Source organism: Phocaeicola sp. RTP21198st1_B8_RTP21198_201120 (genome assembly GCF_040929485.1).
GTDB lineage: Bacteria > Bacteroidota > Bacteroidia > Bacteroidales > Bacteroidaceae > Phocaeicola > Phocaeicola dorei.
Map to the genome: position 1 here is coordinate 340,202 of NZ_JBCOCI010000001.1, position 19,800 is coordinate 360,001.

15 protein-coding genes are annotated in these 19,800 nt (G+C 40.7%); 8 read left to right on the forward strand and 7 right to left on the reverse strand.

Features of this window, described 5'->3' with window-relative positions; translation table 11 throughout:
* Window positions 1-4: 4 nt before the first annotated feature.
* Entirely contained in the window at window positions 5-919 is a 915-nt protein-coding gene (locus AB5935_RS01220; protein ID WP_005839718.1) for a dihydrodipicolinate synthase family protein, read from the reverse strand.
* Window positions 920-1,224: 305 nt separating this feature from the next.
* Here AB5935_RS01220 and AB5935_RS01225 point away from each other — a divergent pair, with 305 nt between their 5' ends.
* From AB5935_RS01225 to AB5935_RS01250, 6 genes are all read left to right on the forward strand, one after another.
* On the forward strand, window positions 1,225-2,430 hold the full coding sequence (locus AB5935_RS01225; RefSeq protein WP_005851321.1) for an ROK family transcriptional regulator: 1,206 nt from the start codon (window positions 1,225-1,227) through the stop codon (window positions 2,428-2,430).
* A 114-nt stretch (window positions 2,431-2,544) separates the two neighbouring features.
* A complete protein-coding gene (locus AB5935_RS01230; protein WP_007840043.1) occupies window positions 2,545-3,180 on the forward strand; it encodes an RNA polymerase sigma factor in 636 nt (211 codons plus the stop codon).
* Window positions 3,181-3,387: 207 nt separating this feature from the next.
* A complete protein-coding gene (locus tag AB5935_RS01235) occupies window positions 3,388-4,470 on the forward strand; it encodes a FecR family protein (protein WP_007832075.1) in 1,083 nt (360 codons plus the stop codon).
* 148 nt (window positions 4,471-4,618) lie between these two features.
* Entirely contained in the window at window positions 4,619-8,356 is a 3,738-nt protein-coding gene (locus AB5935_RS01240; protein WP_368327312.1) for a TonB-dependent receptor, read from the forward strand.
* 15 nt (window positions 8,357-8,371) lie between these two features.
* On the forward strand, window positions 8,372-9,961 hold the full coding sequence (locus AB5935_RS01245; protein WP_007832079.1) for a RagB/SusD family nutrient uptake outer membrane protein: 1,590 nt from the start codon (window positions 8,372-8,374) through the stop codon (window positions 9,959-9,961).
* Window positions 9,962-9,973: 12 nt separating this feature from the next.
* Entirely contained in the window at window positions 9,974-11,218 is a 1,245-nt protein-coding gene (locus tag AB5935_RS01250) for an alpha/beta hydrolase family protein (RefSeq protein ID WP_007840049.1), read from the forward strand.
* Window positions 11,219-11,330: 112 nt separating this feature from the next.
* Here AB5935_RS01250 and AB5935_RS01255 read toward each other — a convergent pair whose 3' ends face one another.
* From AB5935_RS01255 to AB5935_RS01275, 5 genes are all read right to left on the reverse strand, one after another.
* Window positions 11,331-12,065 carry an HAD family hydrolase gene (locus AB5935_RS01255; protein ID WP_007832083.1) on the reverse strand — a complete coding sequence of 245 codons (735 nt, stop codon included), beginning with the start codon at window positions 12,063-12,065 and terminating at the stop codon, window positions 11,331-11,333.
* A 151-nt stretch (window positions 12,066-12,216) separates the two neighbouring features.
* Window positions 12,217-13,560 carry a glucose-6-phosphate isomerase gene (locus AB5935_RS01260; RefSeq protein ID WP_038610573.1) on the reverse strand — a complete coding sequence of 448 codons (1,344 nt, stop codon included), beginning with the start codon at window positions 13,558-13,560 and terminating at the stop codon, window positions 12,217-12,219.
* A gap of 13 nt (window positions 13,561-13,573) precedes the next feature.
* The gene (locus tag AB5935_RS01265; RefSeq protein WP_007832089.1) at window positions 13,574-14,569 is read right to left on the reverse strand and encodes an NAD(P)H-dependent glycerol-3-phosphate dehydrogenase; all 996 of its coding nucleotides are present in this window, start codon (window positions 14,567-14,569) and stop codon (window positions 13,574-13,576) included.
* Between the two features lie 56 nt (window positions 14,570-14,625).
* Complete coding sequence (lysS, locus tag AB5935_RS01270) at window positions 14,626-16,356, reverse strand: lysine--tRNA ligase (RefSeq protein ID WP_038607452.1); 1,731 nt, start codon at window positions 16,354-16,356, stop codon at window positions 14,626-14,628.
* 74 nt (window positions 16,357-16,430) lie between these two features.
* Window positions 16,431-17,171 (reverse strand): DUF6064 family protein, encoded by a 741-nt coding sequence (locus tag AB5935_RS01275; protein ID WP_032950946.1) that lies wholly within the window; start codon window positions 17,169-17,171, stop codon window positions 16,431-16,433.
* A 98-nt stretch (window positions 17,172-17,269) separates the two neighbouring features.
* Here AB5935_RS01275 and AB5935_RS01280 point away from each other — a divergent pair, with 98 nt between their 5' ends.
* Both AB5935_RS01280 and AB5935_RS01285 read left to right on the forward strand, forming a co-directional pair.
* Window positions 17,270-17,812: a TlpA family protein disulfide reductase gene (locus tag AB5935_RS01280; protein WP_007832102.1), complete on the forward strand. Its 543-nt coding sequence runs from the start codon at window positions 17,270-17,272 to the stop codon at window positions 17,810-17,812.
* Window positions 17,813-17,818: 6 nt separating this feature from the next.
* Complete coding sequence (locus AB5935_RS01285) at window positions 17,819-18,625, forward strand: N-acetylmuramoyl-L-alanine amidase (RefSeq protein ID WP_007832110.1); 807 nt, start codon at window positions 17,819-17,821, stop codon at window positions 18,623-18,625.
* A gap of 171 nt (window positions 18,626-18,796) precedes the next feature.
* Here the strand turns inward: AB5935_RS01285 and AB5935_RS01290 are convergent.
* Window positions 18,797-19,800: ribonuclease E/G (locus AB5935_RS01290; protein ID WP_368327313.1), on the reverse strand; the 1,004-nt coding region annotated here is incomplete at its 5' end.

Below are 19,800 nucleotides of genomic sequence, written 5' to 3' on the forward strand. Positions count from 1 at the left end.
AGGTTTATTTGTTACATCTTTCGAAGAAATTGATTGCTTCCAGTTCGGCTTTCATGGCAGCTTCTTCCTCATCTGTCATGTTCTGGAACGGAGTCCGGTTCTTTCCTAAATCCAGCCCGATCAGTTTCATGATGCGTTTACCGCCAACGATGTTTCCACGATAGTGACAGATGACATTGATAACTTCCTGTGCGAAATTCTGGCGTTCGCGTGCCAGTTCCAGATCACCGGCTTTCCATGCTTCGATAATACCTGTGAGTTCTTTGCCGTTATAGTTGGTTGTTCCACCGATACCGCCCTGTGCACCGCCCATAGCCAGACAAGGAAGGATCGTTTCATCCTGGCCGTGCAACATGTCAAATTTGCCATTTTTATATAAACGGCATTGGTTGTATTCATACAGGCTTTCGAAAGTATATTTGATACCGGCGAAATTAGGAATGCGACCGTCTACGGCTTCCAAGAATGCTACCATTGAGAGGAATGCTCCGTTGAAAGCTGGGATGTGATAAAAATAGAAAGGAAGTGCAGGAGCGCCGCATGCTATTTCTTCGCAGTATTTCACCAATTCTTCAATGCGTCCTACTTTGGGGAAAGGAGGTGCCATTGCTCCGATACCCCATGCTCCGATTTTCTGAGCGTGTTCTGCCAGACGTTTGCTTGATTTTACACAAGTGCTTCCTACATGGACAATGACTTTGAATCCTTCGGGTGCTACTTCCATCCAGCGTTCAGCCAGTTTCATGCGTTCGTCTTCTGTCAGCATATAGCCTTCTCCGGAAGAACCATTGATAAATACGCCTTGAAGTCCGTTTCTAACCAATAGTTGGCAATAGGCTTCAATAGGTTCATAATTTACTTCTCCGTTCTCATAAAATGGGGTAAAAGGTGCATCAATTAATCCGTGAATCTTTTCCATAGCCTTTAATTTATTTGAAATGAATATTTTATATTACTTAATCATGTTGCGTGCAAATATATAAATGATTTATGAAAACAACAAGTAAAAACTAAATTTATTTATTAATAATCACTCTTTTAATAAATAGAAAGATGAATAAACGACTAGGAAATATTATTTAAATGTATCTGGAAAGTGGGATTGTTACAAAAAATGATAATTTGCTTACATCTTCTAAAATATTTTTTGAAAATTCTCTTTAAATGTGATTTGATTTCATAAAAAAATAACTATATTTGTGGACATTAACGGAATATTTTATTATGGGTGAGAATTTGTTGAAAGAAATTGAAAAGGGCTCAAAGATGGCTGTGATGAAGAAGAAAATCATTACCCATTATATTTATAATGGAAGCTCTACGATTACTGATTTAGCAAGAGAGATGGATTTAAGTGTGCCTACAGTTACAAAATTCATCGATGAAATGTGTGAGGAAGGTTACATTAACGACTATGGAAAGCTGGAAACCAGTGGGGGAAGACATCCCAGTTTGTATGGTTTGAATGCAGATTCCGGGTATTTTGTAGGTGTTGAAGTGCGTCAGTTTTCCATTAACTTAGGGTTGATAAATTTTAAAGGAGATGTAGTTCAGCTAAAAATGAATGTTCCTTTTAAAGCGAAGAATACCCCTGAGAGTTTAGACGAATTGTGTAAGTTGATTAAACATTTTCTTCAAAAAGTCAGTGTTGAGAAAGATAAGATATTAAATATTAATGTAAATCTTTCCGGGCGTGTGAATCCGGATTTGGGATATAGTTACAGTATATTCAATTTTGATGAGCGCCCGTTGACGGATGTCATATCAGAAAAGGTGGGTGGTTATCGTGTTTCTATTGACAACGACACCCGTGCTATGATTTACGGTGAGTATATGCAAGGTGTTGTGAAAGGTGAGAAGAATATCATCTTTATCAATGTCAGTTGGGGATTGGGTATGGGAATTATCATTGATGGAAAGATTTATAAAGGAAAATCCGGTTTCTCTGGCGAATTCGGGCATAATTTTGGATATGAGAATGAGATTATCTGCCATTGTGGGAAAAAAGGATGCATAGAAACGGAAGTTTCGGGGGCTGCTTTGCATCGTATTCTGTTGGAACATATTAATAATGGTGAGAACTCTATTATCTCCAATACCAAGAAAAATTTGGAAGATTTGACCTTGGATGATATCATTGATGCGGTAAATAAGGAAGATTTGCTGTGTATTGAACTGGTGGAAGAAATTGGAGTGAAATTAGGCCGCCATGTAGCGGGACTTATTAATATATTCAATCCGGAGCTAGTCATTATTGGTGGTGCATTGTCACGTACAGGTGATTATTTGACACAACCCATCACTACAGCTATTCGAAAATATACACTGAACTTGATGAACCGTGATTCTGTTATTGTAGAATCTAAATTGAAAGAAAGAGCCGGGATTATCGGTGCCTGTATGTTGTCGCGCAGTAAACTGTTTGAATAATATGTAGGTATTATAAAGTAAGGGATGAGTCCATTACATGATTCATCTCTTATATTGCCTTCTTGTTAAGTTTAACTCTGAGCAAGCTCAATAAGTTTTTAAGGAGCTAGTATTATGGTTGATAGAACACATGATGAAACTAAACTTTGGGAATCTTTCATTAAAGGAGAAACGGCGGCATTTGAAGAAGTTTATCGACGCTATTATTCGTTATTGTATTCCTATGGAATTCGTATGGTAGGTGACAGAGAGCTGGTTGCCGATACCATACAGAATCTGTTCGTCAAGTTGATTTTAAATTGTAGGAATTTGCATTATACTGATAATGTAAAGGCGTATTTGCTTTGTTCTTTTAGAAATAAATTGCTGGATGCGTTTCAGTCTTTACGTCCAATGGAAGTGATTGAAGAATGCCATGAGTTTTTTCCGATGGGTGAAGAAATAATAAATTCTTTATTTAAGAAAGATGATGTGGATGTGAAGAATGAAAGGAGGCTGGCTAAGGCAATTTCACGTCTTTCTGGTCGTCAGCGTGAAATTCTGTATTTATATTATGTAAAGGAATTGAGCCATCAGGAAATATCCGCTATCTTAGGTATGAATCCTCAATCAAGCAAGAATCTTTTGTCGCGTACATTGGCACGTTTGCGTGAATTCTTTTTCTCTGTTTCAACCATTTGGATTTTCAGTATCTTGGTGCATTGTGTTCATGTGCCTGTGCGTAGTGTTTGGGCTTTTCACTTCTCTTGATTTAGCGAGTAGTTAATTGTTGTTGTTTTATCATTTGGGCATGTTTTCATGAAGTGATATTTGTGTGATGAATAAGTTTTTTTATTTGTCATATAAGGTTTATCTATTGGTCTTACGAAGACTCATGCAAAGAAAAGTGTGATTTCTTTTCTTTTTTATGAGTACCTTTTTTATCGGGTGCCGTTTTCTTAATAAAAAGGTATTTCGATGAAAAATAAAAAAACAATATATAATTCAGATGAATTTCGTAAAACAGTTCGATGCCTGACTGAGAAGATTCGGGAAGCAGATGAATTGGAATTTGTTGATGTGGAAAAATCTTTTCAGGACGTGATGAAACGAGTAGAAAGGGAAAAGAGGGTTTCCTACAGACGTCATATTTATAGGTGGTCTTTGTCGATAGCGGCAGCGATTGGTTTGATTTTAGCTATGAACTGGTGGAGTACCAATGCTGATGAGGGTACGGAGCTTGATATAGCATTGCTGAATGACACGACTTCCATTTGCGGTGATGAGGTGATTCTGATAACAGATAACCAAGCTATGAATCTGAAAAATGATGCTTCTTTAAAATATGATACTTTAGGAAGTTCGAATATTCAGCAGTATGCATTAAATACTAAAATATCCCAGGCTTCATCTGTAAAGAATGAAATGCACCAGATAATGGTTCCTAATGGGAAAAGAGCTGATATTACTTTTTCTGATGGTACTAGAATTTATATAAATTCAGGTAGTAAAGTGATATATCCGGATATTTTTGAAGAACAGAAACGTGAAATCCTGGTAGAGGGGGAGGTTTATCTGGATGTAGCCAAAAGGAAGGATTGCCCATTTGTTGTCAAAACAAGAGAGTTTGATATACGCGTACTGGGTACTTCGTTTAATGTCTGTGCCTATAGGGAAGATGAGGCTTCATCTGTTGTTTTAGTACATGGAAGCGTGGAAGTAACTACTGAGAATAAGAGCAAAGTAAGATTAGCACCTAATCAATTGGTGGATATTAAAGGTAATAAAACGCAGGTACGTAAGGTTGATGTGTCCGAATACATCAGTTGGAAGGATAATTTATTGCTGCTTCATCAAAGACCCGTAGGAGATGTTTTGAAGAAACTTGAGCGGTATTATGGGTGTAAAATACGGTATGATGCGGAGATTACTACCTTGTCATTGTCAGGAAAACTGGATCTTCAAACAGACATTACCGATGTTATGGATAATTTATGTCTTTCATTATCATTGCATTATACAATAAATGATAAAGATGAAATCTATGTGAGCCTTAAATGAGAATTGTTGAACCTTAAAACACTTTAGCCTATGGAATAAAAGAAGAATGTAAAAAAAAGAAAACCAGACAGTATTTGCCGTACTATCTGGTCACTGAATCGTTGTTTAATTATTTACCTTGAAATAAATAGAAAAAACAATCAAATATATGAAAAAATACACGAATAGAATAAAACTCATGCCTAAATTCACAAAATGTATGAGTTTAGCCATGATTTTAACATTTACAAGTTATGAAGAGGCTTTTGCGGAAATGAGTTATGCGGAACAAACTAGCTTTACCGTTTCTATGGAGAACCAGACTTTGAAGAGTGTGATTAATTGGGTAGAAAAGAATAGTCAATTTATTTTTATATATCGTACAGATATTGATTTGTCTCGTCGTGTCAATGTGGATGTACGGAATAAAACAATAGAGGAGGTACTGAAACAAATGTTTGCCGGTACTGATTTGGAATATCATATCCGTGACAGACAAGTAATAATTCGTAAGGCCATTTCTAGAGAAGAAACGCCTCCCATTGTTATGCAACAAGAGAAAGTGACTGTCAAAGGTATAGTGACCGATGCCAAAGGAGAAGCAATTATTGGGGCTAATATTATAGAGAAAGGTACTACCAATGGTACCATAACTGATATAGACGGCCAGTTTACGTTAATGGTAAGTGAAAAAGCGTCTTTGGTCTTTTCTTATATCGGTTATCTGACTCAAGAAATGGTTGTAGGGAAAAAGCCGTTTTTGAATGTTCAACTGCAGGAAGACAATAAGACTTTGGATGAAGTGGTGATAACAGGTTATGGGGGCACACAACTTCGTTCCAAGATGACTAATTCTATTGCTAAAGTTGATAATTCTACTTTAAGTACGGGTGTCCATACTAATCCGGCGCAAGCACTGTCTGGTGCAGTGGCAGGATTAAGGGTGCAGCAAACTAGTGGTAATCCGAATTCCACTCCTACTTTGGTACTTCGTGGTGGTACCAATCTGGATGGTAGCGGTTCACCTTTGGTTATTATCGATGGTGCTGTACGCGAGTCGTTGAGTGATGTGAATCCGGAGGATATCGAGTCTTTGGAGGTCATGAAAGATGCTGGTGCTACAGCTATTTACGGTGCGCGTGCTTCCAATGGTGTAATTCTTGTTACTACTAAAAGAGGTTCGGAAGGACATACGGAAATAAATTTGAGTGCGAAAGTCGGTTTCAATTTTTTCCATAGCCAGTATGAGTTTTTGAATGCTCATGATTATTTGTATTATATGCGTTCAGCATTTTATCGGTCTTCGCATATATGGCAGGATAAATCGGGCGCTTGGCATGGATTTGCCAGTGATGCGACTTTATCCGGAACACAGCCTTACGGAACAGGAAACAGATATTTTGATGAAAAAGGGAATGTACTTAATGGCAATAAGGACAATACAGCCGTATGGGGTGTTATGAATTATACAGATGATCTGGCTTTCCTGTTAAAACAAGGTTGGCAGACAATGGATGACCCGGTGAATCCGGGACAAAAATTGATTTATTGTGATAATCAGCTGAAAGATTATAATATCAAATCTCCGGCTATTACTCAGGATTATAACTTGAGCGTATCCGGCGGCAATGATAAGGGACATTATTATGCAAGCCTAGGCTATAATCGCAGCGAAGGAAATGCGATGAACAACTGGTATCACCGTTTGAATTTCACGATCAATGCAGATTATAAAATTAAGCCTTGGCTTACTTCTAATTCTTCTTTGACATTTACCGATGCAAAATGGGACGATGGTGGTGCAGGATATGCCGGTGAAGGTGATTTTTTCAGTACTACCTTGTCCGTTCCTCCTACATTCCGTGTGAAAAGTCCGGATGGCGATTGGTTGGCAGGCCCTGCCGTGGCTTCTTATGCCCGTGGCTGGACCACAGTGAAAGTGTATGAGGATGCATTGAACTATGATAATAATACAGACAAGTTTAATTTGAGTCAGTCTTTTACCTTTAATATAATGAAAGGGTTGACATTCAAGACCACAGGAACTTGGTTTTATTTTGATGACAGCAGAGAGTTCTTCAAAGGGGACTATATTGTAGCTACAGGACCGGTGTATGACACTAATCATAGTACTTCCAACAAGCATGAACGACTTTTGGACCAGACTTACAATGGAATCTTGAATTATCAGACTACATTCCGGCAAGATCATTCTATAGATGCGATGGCAGGCGTAGAATATTATGACTCATACAAGAAAGGTTTTTCGGCGTCCGGTTATGGATCTCCATTATCTGATTTTCAGGATTTGAATTATACTTCGACTGCTGCCGGAGTGCGGCAAATAGATTCCTGGCATTACAGACAACGCATTCTTTCATTCTTTGGTAGAGTGAATTATGATTATAAGTCCAAGTATTTGCTGAGCCTTGTTTTACGTCGCGATGGATACTCCAAGCTGCCAAAAGATAACCGTTGGGGAACCTTTCCCGGTATATCAGCCGGTTGGGTATTGAGTAGAGAGAATTTTATGGAGTCTTGTAGCAATGTACTTTCTTATGCTAAAATTCGTGCTAGTTACGGTGCCAATGGAAATGTGTCTGGTGTACTGGATGCTAATGGTAATGTAGTGACAGGACTTGATTATTATACGGTTCAAGGCTCTTATGGTATTATGAAAGATAAAGATGGTAAAATAGTACCCAACTATAATGGCAAAGTTCCTTTGATGATAAACGATTTGCCTAATCCCACCATGAGATGGGAAAAATCGTACACATTCGAGACAGGTTTCGATATTGGTTTTCTGAATAACAAATATATCTTGAACTTCACCTATTATAATAGACGTACACAGGATAAATTTGCAGAAATCACCCTGCCTTCCCATAGCGGAGTTTCTTCTTTCCTTTCTAACAATGGAGAAGTACAAAACCAAGGTATGGAGTTAGAACTGACTGCCAATGTTTTGCGTGCCAAAGATTGGAAATTTACAGTTAGTATGAATACCGCTTATAATAAGAATAAGATTATCTCATTACCGTACAATGGATTGCCGAATAATATGCAGGATGCCTATCAGGTTTATACGGGACGCAAGCTGGCAGATGGTACCTATGAAAGACAATGGGTGGGTGGTTATCAGGAAGGACAGGAATATGGTGTGATTTACGCCTTTAAATCTCTTGGTATTTATAAGAGTGAGAGTGAGATTCCAGGTAATCTGATAGACAGATCCACTTATACGGAAAATGGAGCAGATGCCAAAGTGCTCTATGGACCTGAAGCTTGGGCTAAATTGTCGGATGCCGAAAAGGAGAAAGGACTGCCTATACAGGCTGGTGATGTGAAATGGCAGGATGTGAATGGGGATGGTGTAATTGATGATTATGACCGGGTGAAATTGGGTAATACGATACCTCATTGGACCGGAGGCTTTAACATTAATACTTCATGGAAAGGATTAACTTTGAACTGCCGTCTGGATTATGCTTTAGGCTATTGGGTGCATGATTGGAAAACTCCTTGGATTATGGGTAATATGCAGGGAACATTTAATACCATATCTTTGGTTAAAGATTCCTGGTCGGAAAGTAATCCGAATGGAAAATATCCGGTGTATGGATGGGCTGACTTTTTAGGCAAACGTAATTATGACAGAATATCGGACATTAATTGTTATCGTGGCGATTATTTGGCTTTTCGTGAAATAAGCCTGTCGTATTCCTTGCCTCAGAGTTGGATTCATAAATCCGGTTTGAGCAAGGTGGATGTTTCTGTAACAGCACAGAATTTGGGATATATTACAGCAGCCAAAAATATGGCGACCCCCGAATATGGTGTCAGTCAGAATGGAGGATATCCCCTCCCTAGAACAGTTGTTTTGGGTTTAAATGTTACATTCTAATAAATAGGAAGGATTATGAAGAAAATATTTTATAGCATATTGTTGAGTGGGATGATGGTATTGTCTGCTTGTGATGCGTTGGACCTGTCTCCTGAAGATTATTATGGCTCTAATGATTTTTGGAATCAGAAGTCTCAGGTAGAAATGTTTATGACTGGTATTCATGCCGATTTAAGAGATAAATATCAGATGCCTGTCACATTGGGAGAGTTCAGAAGTGAGATTCTGATAAGTGATGTTACTTCTATGGGTGAGGGGGTATATGGTCCGCCTATGACTAATAATCTGCTTACGAAAGATAATACCGGTGTCGATGATTGGTATGAGGTGTACCCAAATATCATGCATATAAATTTGTTTATCAGAAATGTAGATAAAGAAATTGATTATATGACTGGAATGGAGAAATCATTTTATTTGGGACAGGCTTATGGCTTGCGTGCATATTACTATTTCTATCTTTATCGAACATTTGGTGGTGTGCCGTTAGAGACGGAACCGAAAGTTACCGAGGGTAGCATTGATATTACGCAATTATATAAGGCTCGTTCTACTCCGGAGGAAACGTTAGAGTTTATCAAAGAAGATATTAATAAATCCGAAGCTTTCTTCAATGAGTCGGATAAGAAGATGTCCGACCAATATGAATGGTCTTATTATGCAACGGAACTTTTGAAGGCCAAGATATATATGTGGTCTGCCAAAGTCACTACAGGATTACCCGATGATGATATTGCAGGGGATCATATAGCTACTCTGACTGCCGTAGATCCTAATAACAGTGACTTGTTGACAGCAAAGAAGGCTTTATTGAATTTGGTGAACCAACAATTCGAACTGCTTCCAAACTTTGCGGATTTATGGACTCCGGAGGGGAAGAAGAATAAAGAGATTATTTTCGCTCTGTGTTTTAATAAGAATGAATTGACCAATTGGGGGGCGAACTGGTTCTATAATGTAGCCTTGTTTACCAATGCTACGGACTTGGATGGAAATAAATATGGTCCGGATCCGTTGAAGCTATTGACAGCCGGACCATTACGTTATGAGTATAAAGTGCCGTTTATCGAGATTTATGATAAGGAAGATACTCGTTTGGATGCTACTTTCTTTCAATATATGTTCGAAGGAAAGACTCGTGGCGCTTGTTGGAAAAAACTGATGGGACATACGGATGGAGGAACTCATTATTATGATTCAGATGTACCGGTATATAGATATGCTGATGTTTTGTTGATGCTGGCCGAGTGTGAAAACGGGTTGGGAGCTCCGGATAAATGTGCTGCATATATAAATGAGGTACGTAAGCGTGCTTATGGTGATAAATTTGAACAACATAAATATATCGCAGGAGATTATGCGGATAATGAGTGGGCTATTTTGCAGGAACGTGATAAAGAGTTTGTAGGTGAGGGAAGCCGCTGGTTTGATTTATTGCGTTTACGTGATTCCAACGGAAAACCTTTTGTCTTTTCTGTTAAAGCGCATTATGGAAGTTCATTGCCTATATTAACAGAGGATAAGGCGTATATGATGTTGTGGCCTGTTAATGTGGAAGTTTTGAATGGAGATCCGGAAATCAAGCAGACTCCGGGGTATGAATAATAGTGAGATAATATGATGATAATGAAAAGATTGCTCTTTTTAGTATCTGTATGCAGCTTATGTATGGTTGGTAATTCTCAGAATTACCAACCTGAGAAGCATGCAGTTGTGAAATCAGATCGTGGGGATGGACGGTTACTAAGTACTTATGCCATTGTGCATGAGATGTTGAAAGATACACATCCCCAATATGCTTACCGTTCCGGTATGTCCGCACAGGATTTTACGCAATGGCAGGATGGAGTGCGTGCTGCAATGGTGGAGATCATGAAGTTTCCCGAGATAAAGGGACAACCGTCTCCTGTCTGTGTGAAAACGGAAAAAAAAGAGGGATATATTTTAGAGAAATGGGAGTTCTATCCTTTTCCAAAGTCAGTTTCCACTTTTCTGGTTTTGAAACCGGAACATTTGAAGGGTGCAGTACCCGGAGTCTTGTGCATTCCGGGTTCCGGAAGGACTAAAGAAGGATTGGCCGGTGAGCCCGGCATCTGTGATAAGTTAACTGAGGATTATAATAATCCCAAAGTAAGTATGGCTTTGAATATGGTTAAAGAAGGTTATGTGGCGGTAGCGGTGGATAATGCCGCTGCCGGAGAAGCCTCCGATTTGGAATGTTATGATAAAGGATGGAATTATGACTATGATGTTGTTTCCCGTTTTTTGCTTGAACTGGGATGGAGTTGGCTAGGGTATACTTCTTATCTGGATATGCAAGTGCTGAATTGGATGAAAGACCAGTCTTATATCCGAAAGGACAGGATTGTGATTAGCGGATTCTCATTAGGTACAGAACCGATGATGGTCTTGGGGGTGTTGGATAAGGACATTTATGCTTTTGTGTACAATGATTTTCTATGCCAGACTCAAGAACGTGCCGTTGTGATGACTAAACCTGACAAGGAAAACAGGCGTCCTTTTCCAAATTCTATCCGTCATCTGATACCTGGTTATTGGAGGTATTTTAATTTTCCAGATGTTGTTGCGTCATTAGCTCCTCGTCCTATCATTTTTACAGAGGGAGGGTTGGACCGTGATTTCCGTTTGGTGCAATCTGCTTATGCTGCTAGTGGAAAACCGGAAAATGCGGAGTTTCATCATTATCCGAAGTTTGCTGATAAGGCAGTTAGAAAAGATGTGGAGCACCTTGATGAAGGACTGGATTCAAAGACCTATTTCGAAACGGTCAATGTAGATCCCCCTTCTCATTATTTTAAAAACGAACTGGTTATTCCTTGGTTACGCAAAGTTTTAAAGTAGGTTCAGGTATTTTGATAGGCTGTGATTTTTTATATAATATGGGCTCCTTGTTTTTCATCTAGGTGAAAGCAAGGAGCTCTTTTTTATTGATTGTGAAGAATTCTTGCAAAATTTAATCTTGTTTTAATGCAGATTGTAGTGTTTCCCAATTTTTATTGAAGTCGGGCATGGAATGAAAAAGTAAATTCGCTCCTTCATTCAGTAATACATTGTCGTGCAATGGTCCTGTATTCACGGCGATAGTAAAAATACCGGCGGCAACTCCCGCCTGTACACCTAGTGGTGCATTTTCTATTACTAACGCTTCATTGGGTTTGAAGCCGCCTTTCTTTAGGGCTATCAGATACGGTTCCGGATTTGGTTTCCCATATTTCACATCAAAGGCGGTAACCATTAAGTCTGCTTGGAAGATGCCCGGAAAATTATGATTTAACCGGTCTAATAACGAAGTTTGTCCCGAACCGGTCACTACCATCGGAGTCAGTCCTTCGCTCTTTATTTTAGTCAATACTTCCAGTGCGCCGGGCATTCGTTCTGCTTTGGGGCATTTGTTGAATTCTTCAGTTTTGGCTTGGTAGATGGCTTTTATTTCTTCTTCTGTAGCATCATGCCCACGCTCCCGGCGACTTACTATATTGATCGTAGATGCACCGGTACGCCCTTCGTGCATATAAGCTTCTTCTCGGCTGAGGCCGAAACCGAAGCGTTTCATTATTTTATGCCATGCTTCAGCATGGTTGGGCATGGAGTCGAACAGCACTCCGTCCATATCGAATAATACGGCTTTCAGGTCGATGGATTCGTATCCATGAGCATGAAGATAGTTATTTATCGCTTCTTTAAACATAGAATAAATGTATAATTATTACTTCCAACGGTTGTGACCGTTGGATTGGAACAAAGTGAAGAATCTGCAAGCACTTGGTGGATGCTTTCAGATTCTTCACTGTCATTCAGAATGACATTGATAAATGGCATTCTTTATAGGTTCTTGACGATTATAATCTAGCTTGGATGGCTTTAGACTCTTCTTCGTATCCCGGTTTGTTCAACAAAGCAAACATATTTTTCTTGTATGCTTCCACGCCCGGTTGGTTGAACGGATTTACTCCCAGCAAATAACCGCTGATACCACAAGCTTTTTCAAAGAAATAGATGATTTCTCCCAGATAGTATTCATTCAGCTCGGGCACAATCAGTCGCATATTGGGTACGCCACCGTCAACGTGTGCCAGCTGAGTTCCCAGTTCTGCCATCTTGTTCACTTCGTCCACACGCTTTCCTGCCAGGAAATTCAAGCCATCCAAATTTTCGCTGTCCGAAGGAACTTGAAGTGTATGTTCCGGCTTTTCGATAGAGATAACTGTTTCGAAGATAGTACGTTCACCTTCCTGAATCCACTGTCCCATAGAATGGAGGTCGGTAGAGAAGTCGACGGCAGACGGATAAATACCTTTACCGTCCTTGCCTTCGGATTCACCGTACAATTGTTTCCACCATTCGTTCATATAGTGCAGTTTGGGATTGAAGTTTACCAAAATCTCAATCTTCTTGCCGTTTTTATACAATTCATTGCGGGTAGCGGCATAAACGGCAGCAGGGTTTTCGGCAAACGGAGTAGCCGGCCCACATACTGTTTCCATTGTGCGTGCGCCTTCCACTAATTTTTCGATGTCGAAACCTGCCACTGCGATAGGCAACAAACCTACCGGAGTCAAGACAGAGAAACGGCCACCTACATTATCGGGGATAATGAAAGTCTGATATCCTTCTTTATCTGCTGTAACACGTGCAGCACCTTTCTTGGCATCTGTAACGGCAACAATCACTTTCTTCGCCATTTCCTTTCCAAGCTGGTCTTCACACTGTTTTTTCAGCAAACGGAAAGCCAAAGCGGTTTCCGTAGTAGTACCAGATTTGGAAATATTAATTACACCGAACTTTTTACCTTTCAGGTATTCAGTTAATTCGAACAAATAATCTTCGCCGATATTGTGGCCTGCAAATACGATGACGGGTCCGTTTTGTTTTGCTTTCAACCATTGGAAACTATTGGATAAAGCTTCGATTACGGCCCGTGCTCCCAGATAGCTTCCACCGATACCTGCTACTACTACTACTTCACAGTTGTCGCGCAGAACCTGGGCAGTAGCTTTCAAGTCAGCCAAATGTTCGGCTGTTATAGACGATGGCAAGTGCAACCAACCCAAGAAGTCATTACCTTTACCTGTACCGTTTTCCAATGTTTCCATGCAGGCTTTCACCTGAGGTTCGTAAGCAGCGATTGTTTCCTTAGAAGCAAAACCGGCTACTTTGTCGATGTTTAAACTAATATTCTTCATTGTATCTGATATTTTATCTGAATGAATCAGTTAATAATTTAATCTCAATCATGGGCGAGATGCGCTCATATAAAATATTATATACGGCATCTACGATAGGCATGTTCACGTGCAAGTGCTTGTTTAACTCCTTGATACATTTCGTTCCGTAGTATCCTTCGGCAATCATTTCCATTTCTATCTGTGCGCTTTTTACGGAATAACCTTTACCAATCATGGTTCCGAATACGCGGTTCCGGCTGAAATTGGAATAAGACGTTACCAACAGGTCACCCAGATAGGCGGAATCGTCAATAGAACGTTCTACGGGATGTACGGTATTCAGGAAGCGGTTCATTTCCTGAATGGCATTCGATATTAATACGGCCTGGAAGTTGTCTCCATATTTCAGACCGCTGCAAATTCCGGCGGCGATGGCATAAATATTCTTCAACACAGAAGCATATTCTATACCTGCCACATCCGGGCTTACAGAAGTTTTTATATAATGTCCGGCCAGTTGGCGGGCAAATATTTTCGCCTTGTCAATGTCTTTACATCCGATAGTAAGGTAAGAAAGACGCTCCAAGGCTACTTCCTCTGCATGGCACGGACCGGCGATGACGGCTATATTCTCTTCGGGAACACCGTATACCTGGTGAAAATAATCGGAAACAATCAGGTTCTCGTCAGGGACAATACCTTTGATAGCAGTGACAATGAACTTGTCCTTTATTTTGGTTTTCAGCTTTTTCAGGTGGCTTTTCAGATAAGGAGAGGGGGTAACAAATATCAGAGTATCCGATTCCTTTACCACCTTGTTAATATCTGATGAAAAGTTGATGTTCTTTATTTCAAAGCGCACACTTGTCAGATAAGCCGGATTATGTCCCAAACGCTTGAATTCTTCAATTCGGTCATCGCGGCGCATATACCAGTTGATTGATTCAGCCTGAGCCAAGACTATTTTTGCAATAGCCGTGGCCCAGCTACCACCACCCATTATCGCTATTTTACCGGGCAATTTCATGCTTATTATTTATGATGGATAATTGACAATTGGAATAATTCTCAATCTTTAAATTCTCAATTCTCAATTTTCGCAATCCATCCGGCAACTTCGTCCACCGTAGGATTGGTCAGTTCCAATTTATATTTTTTGTTGATTCCGCAAATGTCCATATGCAACTTCTGCGGATTCACTTCTTTCATATCGCTCACCAGGTTATAGCCTGCTTTCTGAATGACAGGAACCCAGTCTTCTGAAATTCCCAATTCCATAAATTTGGCAGGAGTGTCTTTCGGAGTAACCTTTTCGGGACGCATCTGGGGGAAGAACAATACTTCCTGAATGGTAGACTGCCCGGTCATCAGCATCGTCAGACGGTCCATACCGATACCCATCCCCGAAGTGGGGGGCATACCATATTCCAACGCACGGACAAAGTCCTTGTCAATAATCATCGCTTCGTCATCTCCCTTTTCGCTCAGTCTCATTTGTTCTTCGAAGCGTTCCAACTGATCAATAGGGTCATTCAGTTCAGAGTATGCGTTACACAGTTCCTTGCCGTTTACCATCAGTTCGAAGCGCTCTGTCAAATCCGGATTGCTGCGGTGTATTTTTGTCAGCGGAGACATTTCTTTCGGATAGTCGGTGATGAAAGTAGGCTGGATGTAAGTACCTTCACAGAATTCTCCGAAGATTTCATCAATCAGCTTGCCTTTACCCATTGTATCGTCAATTTCCATGTTCAGTTTCTGACAAACTTCGCGTATCTGTTCTTCGTTCATGCCTGTCAGGTCATAGCCGGTGTGTTCCTTGATGGAATCCAGCATAGTGACACGCTTGTACGGGGCTTTGAAATCAATAATGTTGTCGCCTACCTTTACCTGAGTGGTTCCATTTACATCCAGACAGATTTTTTCAATCATCTTTTCTGTAAACTCCATCATCCAGTTATAGTCCTTGTAGGCAACATATATTTCCATGCAGGTGAATTCCGGATTGTGTGTGCGGTCCATTCCTTCGTTACGGAAGTTCTTGCCTATTTCATACACACCTTCGAAACCACCTACGATAAGTCTTTTCAAGTACAATTCGCTGGCGATGCGCATATACAGCGGCATGTCCAGTGCGTTGTGATGAGTAATGAACGGACGTGCGGCTGCTCCGCCGGCAATGGATTGCAGAATCGGAGTTTCTACTTCCATATAACCTTTTGAGTTGAAATATTCACGCATAGAGCTGAATACCTTGCTGCGTTTGATGAAGATGTCTTTTACCTCCTCGTTTACGGCTAAATCCACATAACGCTGGCGGTAACGCAGTTCGGGATCTTCAAACTTATCGTAAGCGACTCCATCCTTATATTTTACAATAGGAAGTGGTTTGATAGACTTGGACAGTACGGTCAGTTTTTTAGCGTGGATACTGATTTCACCCATCTGGGTTCTGAATACGAATCCTTCTATACCGACGAAGTCACCAAGGTCCAGCAGACGTTTGAACACTGTGTTGTACAATTCTTTATTTTCATCCGGACAGATGTCGTCACGAGTGATATATACCTGGATACGGCCTTTTGAGTCTTGTAATTCGATGAATGAAGCTTTACCCATCACACGGCGGCTCATCATACGTCCGGCTACCGATACTTTGCGAGGTTCCTCATCATCTTTGAACTCAGCTTTTATATCTGTAGAAAATGCATTGGTTACATACTCAGCTGCGGGGTATGGCTCGATGCCCATAGCGCGCAATTCATTCAGACTGTTTCGTCTGATAATCTCCTGTTCACTTAGTTCTAATACGTTCATCCTGTTAAAACATTAACTCAATTTGTTGGCAAAAATACGAAAGATTTTGCAAAGTACCTCATTAAGACGTGTTTTTATTTCGATAAAGCCTGTTCTTGAGCCAGTTCGCATACCATAGATATCATGAACAGTACACCGATTGCACCGCAAGCAATAATTAAGGCGAGATTAATCATACGGGCACGGAAAAGGGTAGAAGTATGCAGATGGGAAGCTGTGTATTCTTTAAAGAACAGATAAAGTCCTGGTACAGCCGAACTTGCCAGCAGAAAATCTTCGGGAATATGGAAAAAGTAAGTTTTGGTGAAACCGATCAGCGCCCAGTGGCAGAGAAACATGACGAGAAAGATATTGACTCGTTTGGAAAATGCCAGCAGCAGTCCGATGGTGAAAACCGCTACCGAACAAGGCATTACAGGTGAGGTCATCATGGGAAAGCTCATCCCCCTTATAATGGAGAAGAGTGGATAGGCCAGTGGCAACATACAAAGCAGGACGGCTAGTGCGGTATGTTTGTGAGTCCGATCAAAAGGGGTGTAGTTTACTTTCAGGTCATAAATCCAGAAGATGGCCATGATTCCCCAAAATCCTGCCAAAGCACTGTTATAACTTCTTGGTTCACAATAAATCATGTAATACACGGCAGCTATCCATACATTCAAGAATATAAGGTATAACTTCATTGCTACCTTTATTTTTTTTGTAGGTTTTTTGAATAGAGAACAGGTTAAAATAATGCCGGTAAGGGTAATAATAACTTGATAAATCCACGTACCCGCATTATAATGAGTGATTGTATCCCAAAAAATATTCATCTTCTTGATAAGTTGGTAGTTATTTTGGGTGGCAAAATTACGAAAAAATGATGGAATAGCCTATCTTTGTAGCGAATATATAAAAATAGAGAATAACGATGAAGAAGTTTATGAGTCTGATGTTGCTGGTTTGCGCATGTTTGCTGAGCCAGCCGGTGAAGGCACAACAGGTTACTCCTGATAATGCTGGTTATATAGTAAAGGTAGGGGATATGGCTCCCGATTTTGAAATGGAGCTGACAGACGGACAGAAAGTAAAACTCTCTGATTTGCGTGGCAAGGTAGTGATGCTTCAGTTCACTGCCAGTTGGTGTGGAGTTTGCCGAAAGGAGATGCCTTTTATTGAAAAAGATATCTGGTTGAAACATAAGGATAATAAAGCGTTTGCTCTCTTTGGAGTGGATCGGGACGAACCTTTGGAAACTGTAGTGGCTTTTGCCAAACGTACCGGCGTGACCTATCCGTTGGCCCTTGATCCGGGGGCTGATATTTTTGCCAGATATGCGGATCGTAAGGCGGGTATCACCCGTAATGTGTTGATTGACAAAGCGGGCAAGATTGTCATGCTGACCCGTTTGTACAATGAAGAGGAATTTTCTTCTTTGTGCAAGAAGATAGATGAAATGTTGGGAGAAAAATAACAGGCAATGAGGGTATCGGTACTATTTGTTACATTTTTATTTTTTGTTCTATCACCGCTTCTGGCAAAGAAAAAGCCTCGTACCGGCAAAGAGTCTTTATTTGGAAAGGAGTATGCCACCTATCAGATTACATCTAATGAATTAAGCGGAGCTTGTTTTTATTTGGTGAGTGGGCACGGAGGTCCTGATCCTGGGGCCATCGGTATCTATCAGGGGCGTCAGTTGCATGAGGATGAGTATGCATACGATATTATTCTGCGGTTGGCACGTGAGTTGTTGTCACGCGGTGCGAAGGTACATATTATCATTCAAGATAAGAAGGATGGTATTCGTGACGGTCATGTCCTGGCAAACAGTAAGCGTGAAACTTGCATGGGAGACCCTATTCCCTTGAATCAGGTGGCTCGTTTGAAGCAACGTTGTGACTGGGTGAATAAACTATATCGGAAGGATAAGAGCAATTACAAACGAGCTGTATTTATTCATGTGGACAGTCGCAGCCAGGGACAGCAGACGGATGTGTTTTTTTATAACGCTCCTAAGAGTATAAAGGGCAAGCGGTTGGCCAACAACTTGCACCGTACCTTTGATAAGAAATATGATAAGCATCAGCCAAACCGTGGTTTTCGCGGGACGGTGAGTGAACGTAATTTGTATGTATTGCGTAATACTACTCCTGTAGCGGTGTTTCTGGAATTGGGAAATATCCGGAACAAACGTGACCAACAGCGGCTGGTTCTGAAGAATAACCGTCAGGCATTGGCAAATTGGATTGCGGAGGGAATAGTGAAAGATTATAAGCAAGGCAAATAAAGTAGAGGCAGCAGATGGTCTGTTGTTTTGCCAGTTTTGTTGATGGTTGGGCAAGTTATAATCGGCAGAATGTGACAAGTTGTTCGAGTTTGTGGAATTTCGAAATCAAGCCTTGAATACCAAAGTAGTGAAATAAAGAAAGGGAGTGACTCACGATCACTCCCTTTTCTTTTACTTGATTTCAATTTCCTCTTTCATGTCTATCTCCTCACCGTGAACATCGGTGAACCGATATTGCAGGAAGGCCAGACTTTGGTCGGGGATAATCTTTATTCCGAATCCGTACTTCATTTGCCATTTGCGCTTCAGGGAAACCAGTCCCTGGTTCACGTATGCTGCGATGTACGGATGGATGTACAGCGTAAATCTCTTTATCTTCAATTTGTTGACTAGGTAATCAATCTTACTCTCCAAAGTATCCGTGAAAAGGATGGATGGCTTTATGCTACCTTTCCCGAAGCAGGTGGGGCAGGTTTCATTGGTGTTGACATCCATGGCAGGACGCACGCGTTGGCGGGTAATTTGCATCAATCCAAATTTACTGAGGGGCAGAATGTTATGTTTTGCTCTGTCTTTCTGCATGTTTTGGCACATACGTTCGTACAGTTTCTGCCGGTTCTCTGCTAGATTCATGTCAATGAAGTCAACCACGATAATGCCACCCATATCACGCAATCTTAACTGGCGTGCCAGTTCGTCGGCGGCACCCAGGTTTACATCCAGTGCGTTAGCCTCCTGCCCGTTGGCAGATTTGGAGCGGTTTCCGCTATTGACATCCACTACATGAAGCGCTTCTGTGTGTTCAATAATCAGGTAAGCTCCACTCTTATACGAAATGGTTTTTCCGAAAGAGGATTTGATTTGTTTGGTAATACCGAAGTTGTCGAATATGGGAAGCTGACCTTTGTACAGTTTTACGATTTCGGCCCGTTCAGGGGCGATAAGTGATACATAATCCTTAATCTCATGGAACACCGTTTCATCGTTCACATAGATGTTCTCATAAGACGGATTGAAAAGATCGCGCAACATGGCTACCGTGCGGCTGGTCTCTTCGTATACTAATGCCGGCAGTTTGGGAGCCTTCTGTACTTTAGTGATTGTTTCTTCCCAATGTTTCAGCAAGACTTTAAGCTCTGCATCAAGCTCGGCCACCCTTTTGCCTTCCGCTACGG

What these genes read in the sequence shown, in the direction of transcription:
- lysS (WP_038607452.1), bottom strand. Translation starts at nt 16,356, where the DNA reads ATGAACGTATTAGAACTAAGTGAACAGGAGATTATCAGACGAAACAGT.
- AB5935_RS01275 (WP_032950946.1), bottom strand. Translation starts at nt 17,171, where the DNA reads ATGAATATTTTTTGGGATACAATCACTCATTATAATGCGGGTACGTGG.
- AB5935_RS01245 (WP_007832079.1), top strand. Translation starts at nt 8,372, where the DNA reads ATGAAGAAAATATTTTATAGCATATTGTTGAGTGGGATGATGGTATTG.
- AB5935_RS01230 (WP_007840043.1), top strand. Translation starts at nt 2,545, where the DNA reads ATGGTTGATAGAACACATGATGAAACTAAACTTTGGGAATCTTTCATT.
- AB5935_RS01255 (WP_007832083.1), bottom strand. Translation starts at nt 12,065, where the DNA reads ATGTTTAAAGAAGCGATAAATAACTATCTTCATGCTCATGGATACGAA.
- AB5935_RS01235 (WP_007832075.1), top strand. Translation starts at nt 3,388, where the DNA reads ATGAAAAATAAAAAAACAATATATAATTCAGATGAATTTCGTAAAACA.
- AB5935_RS01285 (WP_007832110.1), top strand. Translation starts at nt 17,819, where the DNA reads ATGAGGGTATCGGTACTATTTGTTACATTTTTATTTTTTGTTCTATCA.
- AB5935_RS01260 (WP_038610573.1), bottom strand. Translation starts at nt 13,560, where the DNA reads ATGAAGAATATTAGTTTAAACATCGACAAAGTAGCCGGTTTTGCTTCT.
- AB5935_RS01220 (WP_005839718.1), bottom strand. Translation starts at nt 919, where the DNA reads ATGGAAAAGATTCACGGATTAATTGATGCACCTTTTACCCCATTTTAT.
- AB5935_RS01280 (WP_007832102.1), top strand. Translation starts at nt 17,270, where the DNA reads ATGAAGAAGTTTATGAGTCTGATGTTGCTGGTTTGCGCATGTTTGCTG.
- AB5935_RS01265 (WP_007832089.1), bottom strand. Translation starts at nt 14,569, where the DNA reads ATGAAATTGCCCGGTAAAATAGCGATAATGGGTGGTGGTAGCTGGGCC.
- AB5935_RS01250 (WP_007840049.1), top strand. Translation starts at nt 9,974, where the DNA reads ATGATGATAATGAAAAGATTGCTCTTTTTAGTATCTGTATGCAGCTTA.
- AB5935_RS01240 (WP_368327312.1), top strand. Translation starts at nt 4,619, where the DNA reads ATGAAAAAATACACGAATAGAATAAAACTCATGCCTAAATTCACAAAA.
- AB5935_RS01225 (WP_005851321.1), top strand. Translation starts at nt 1,225, where the DNA reads ATGGGTGAGAATTTGTTGAAAGAAATTGAAAAGGGCTCAAAGATGGCT.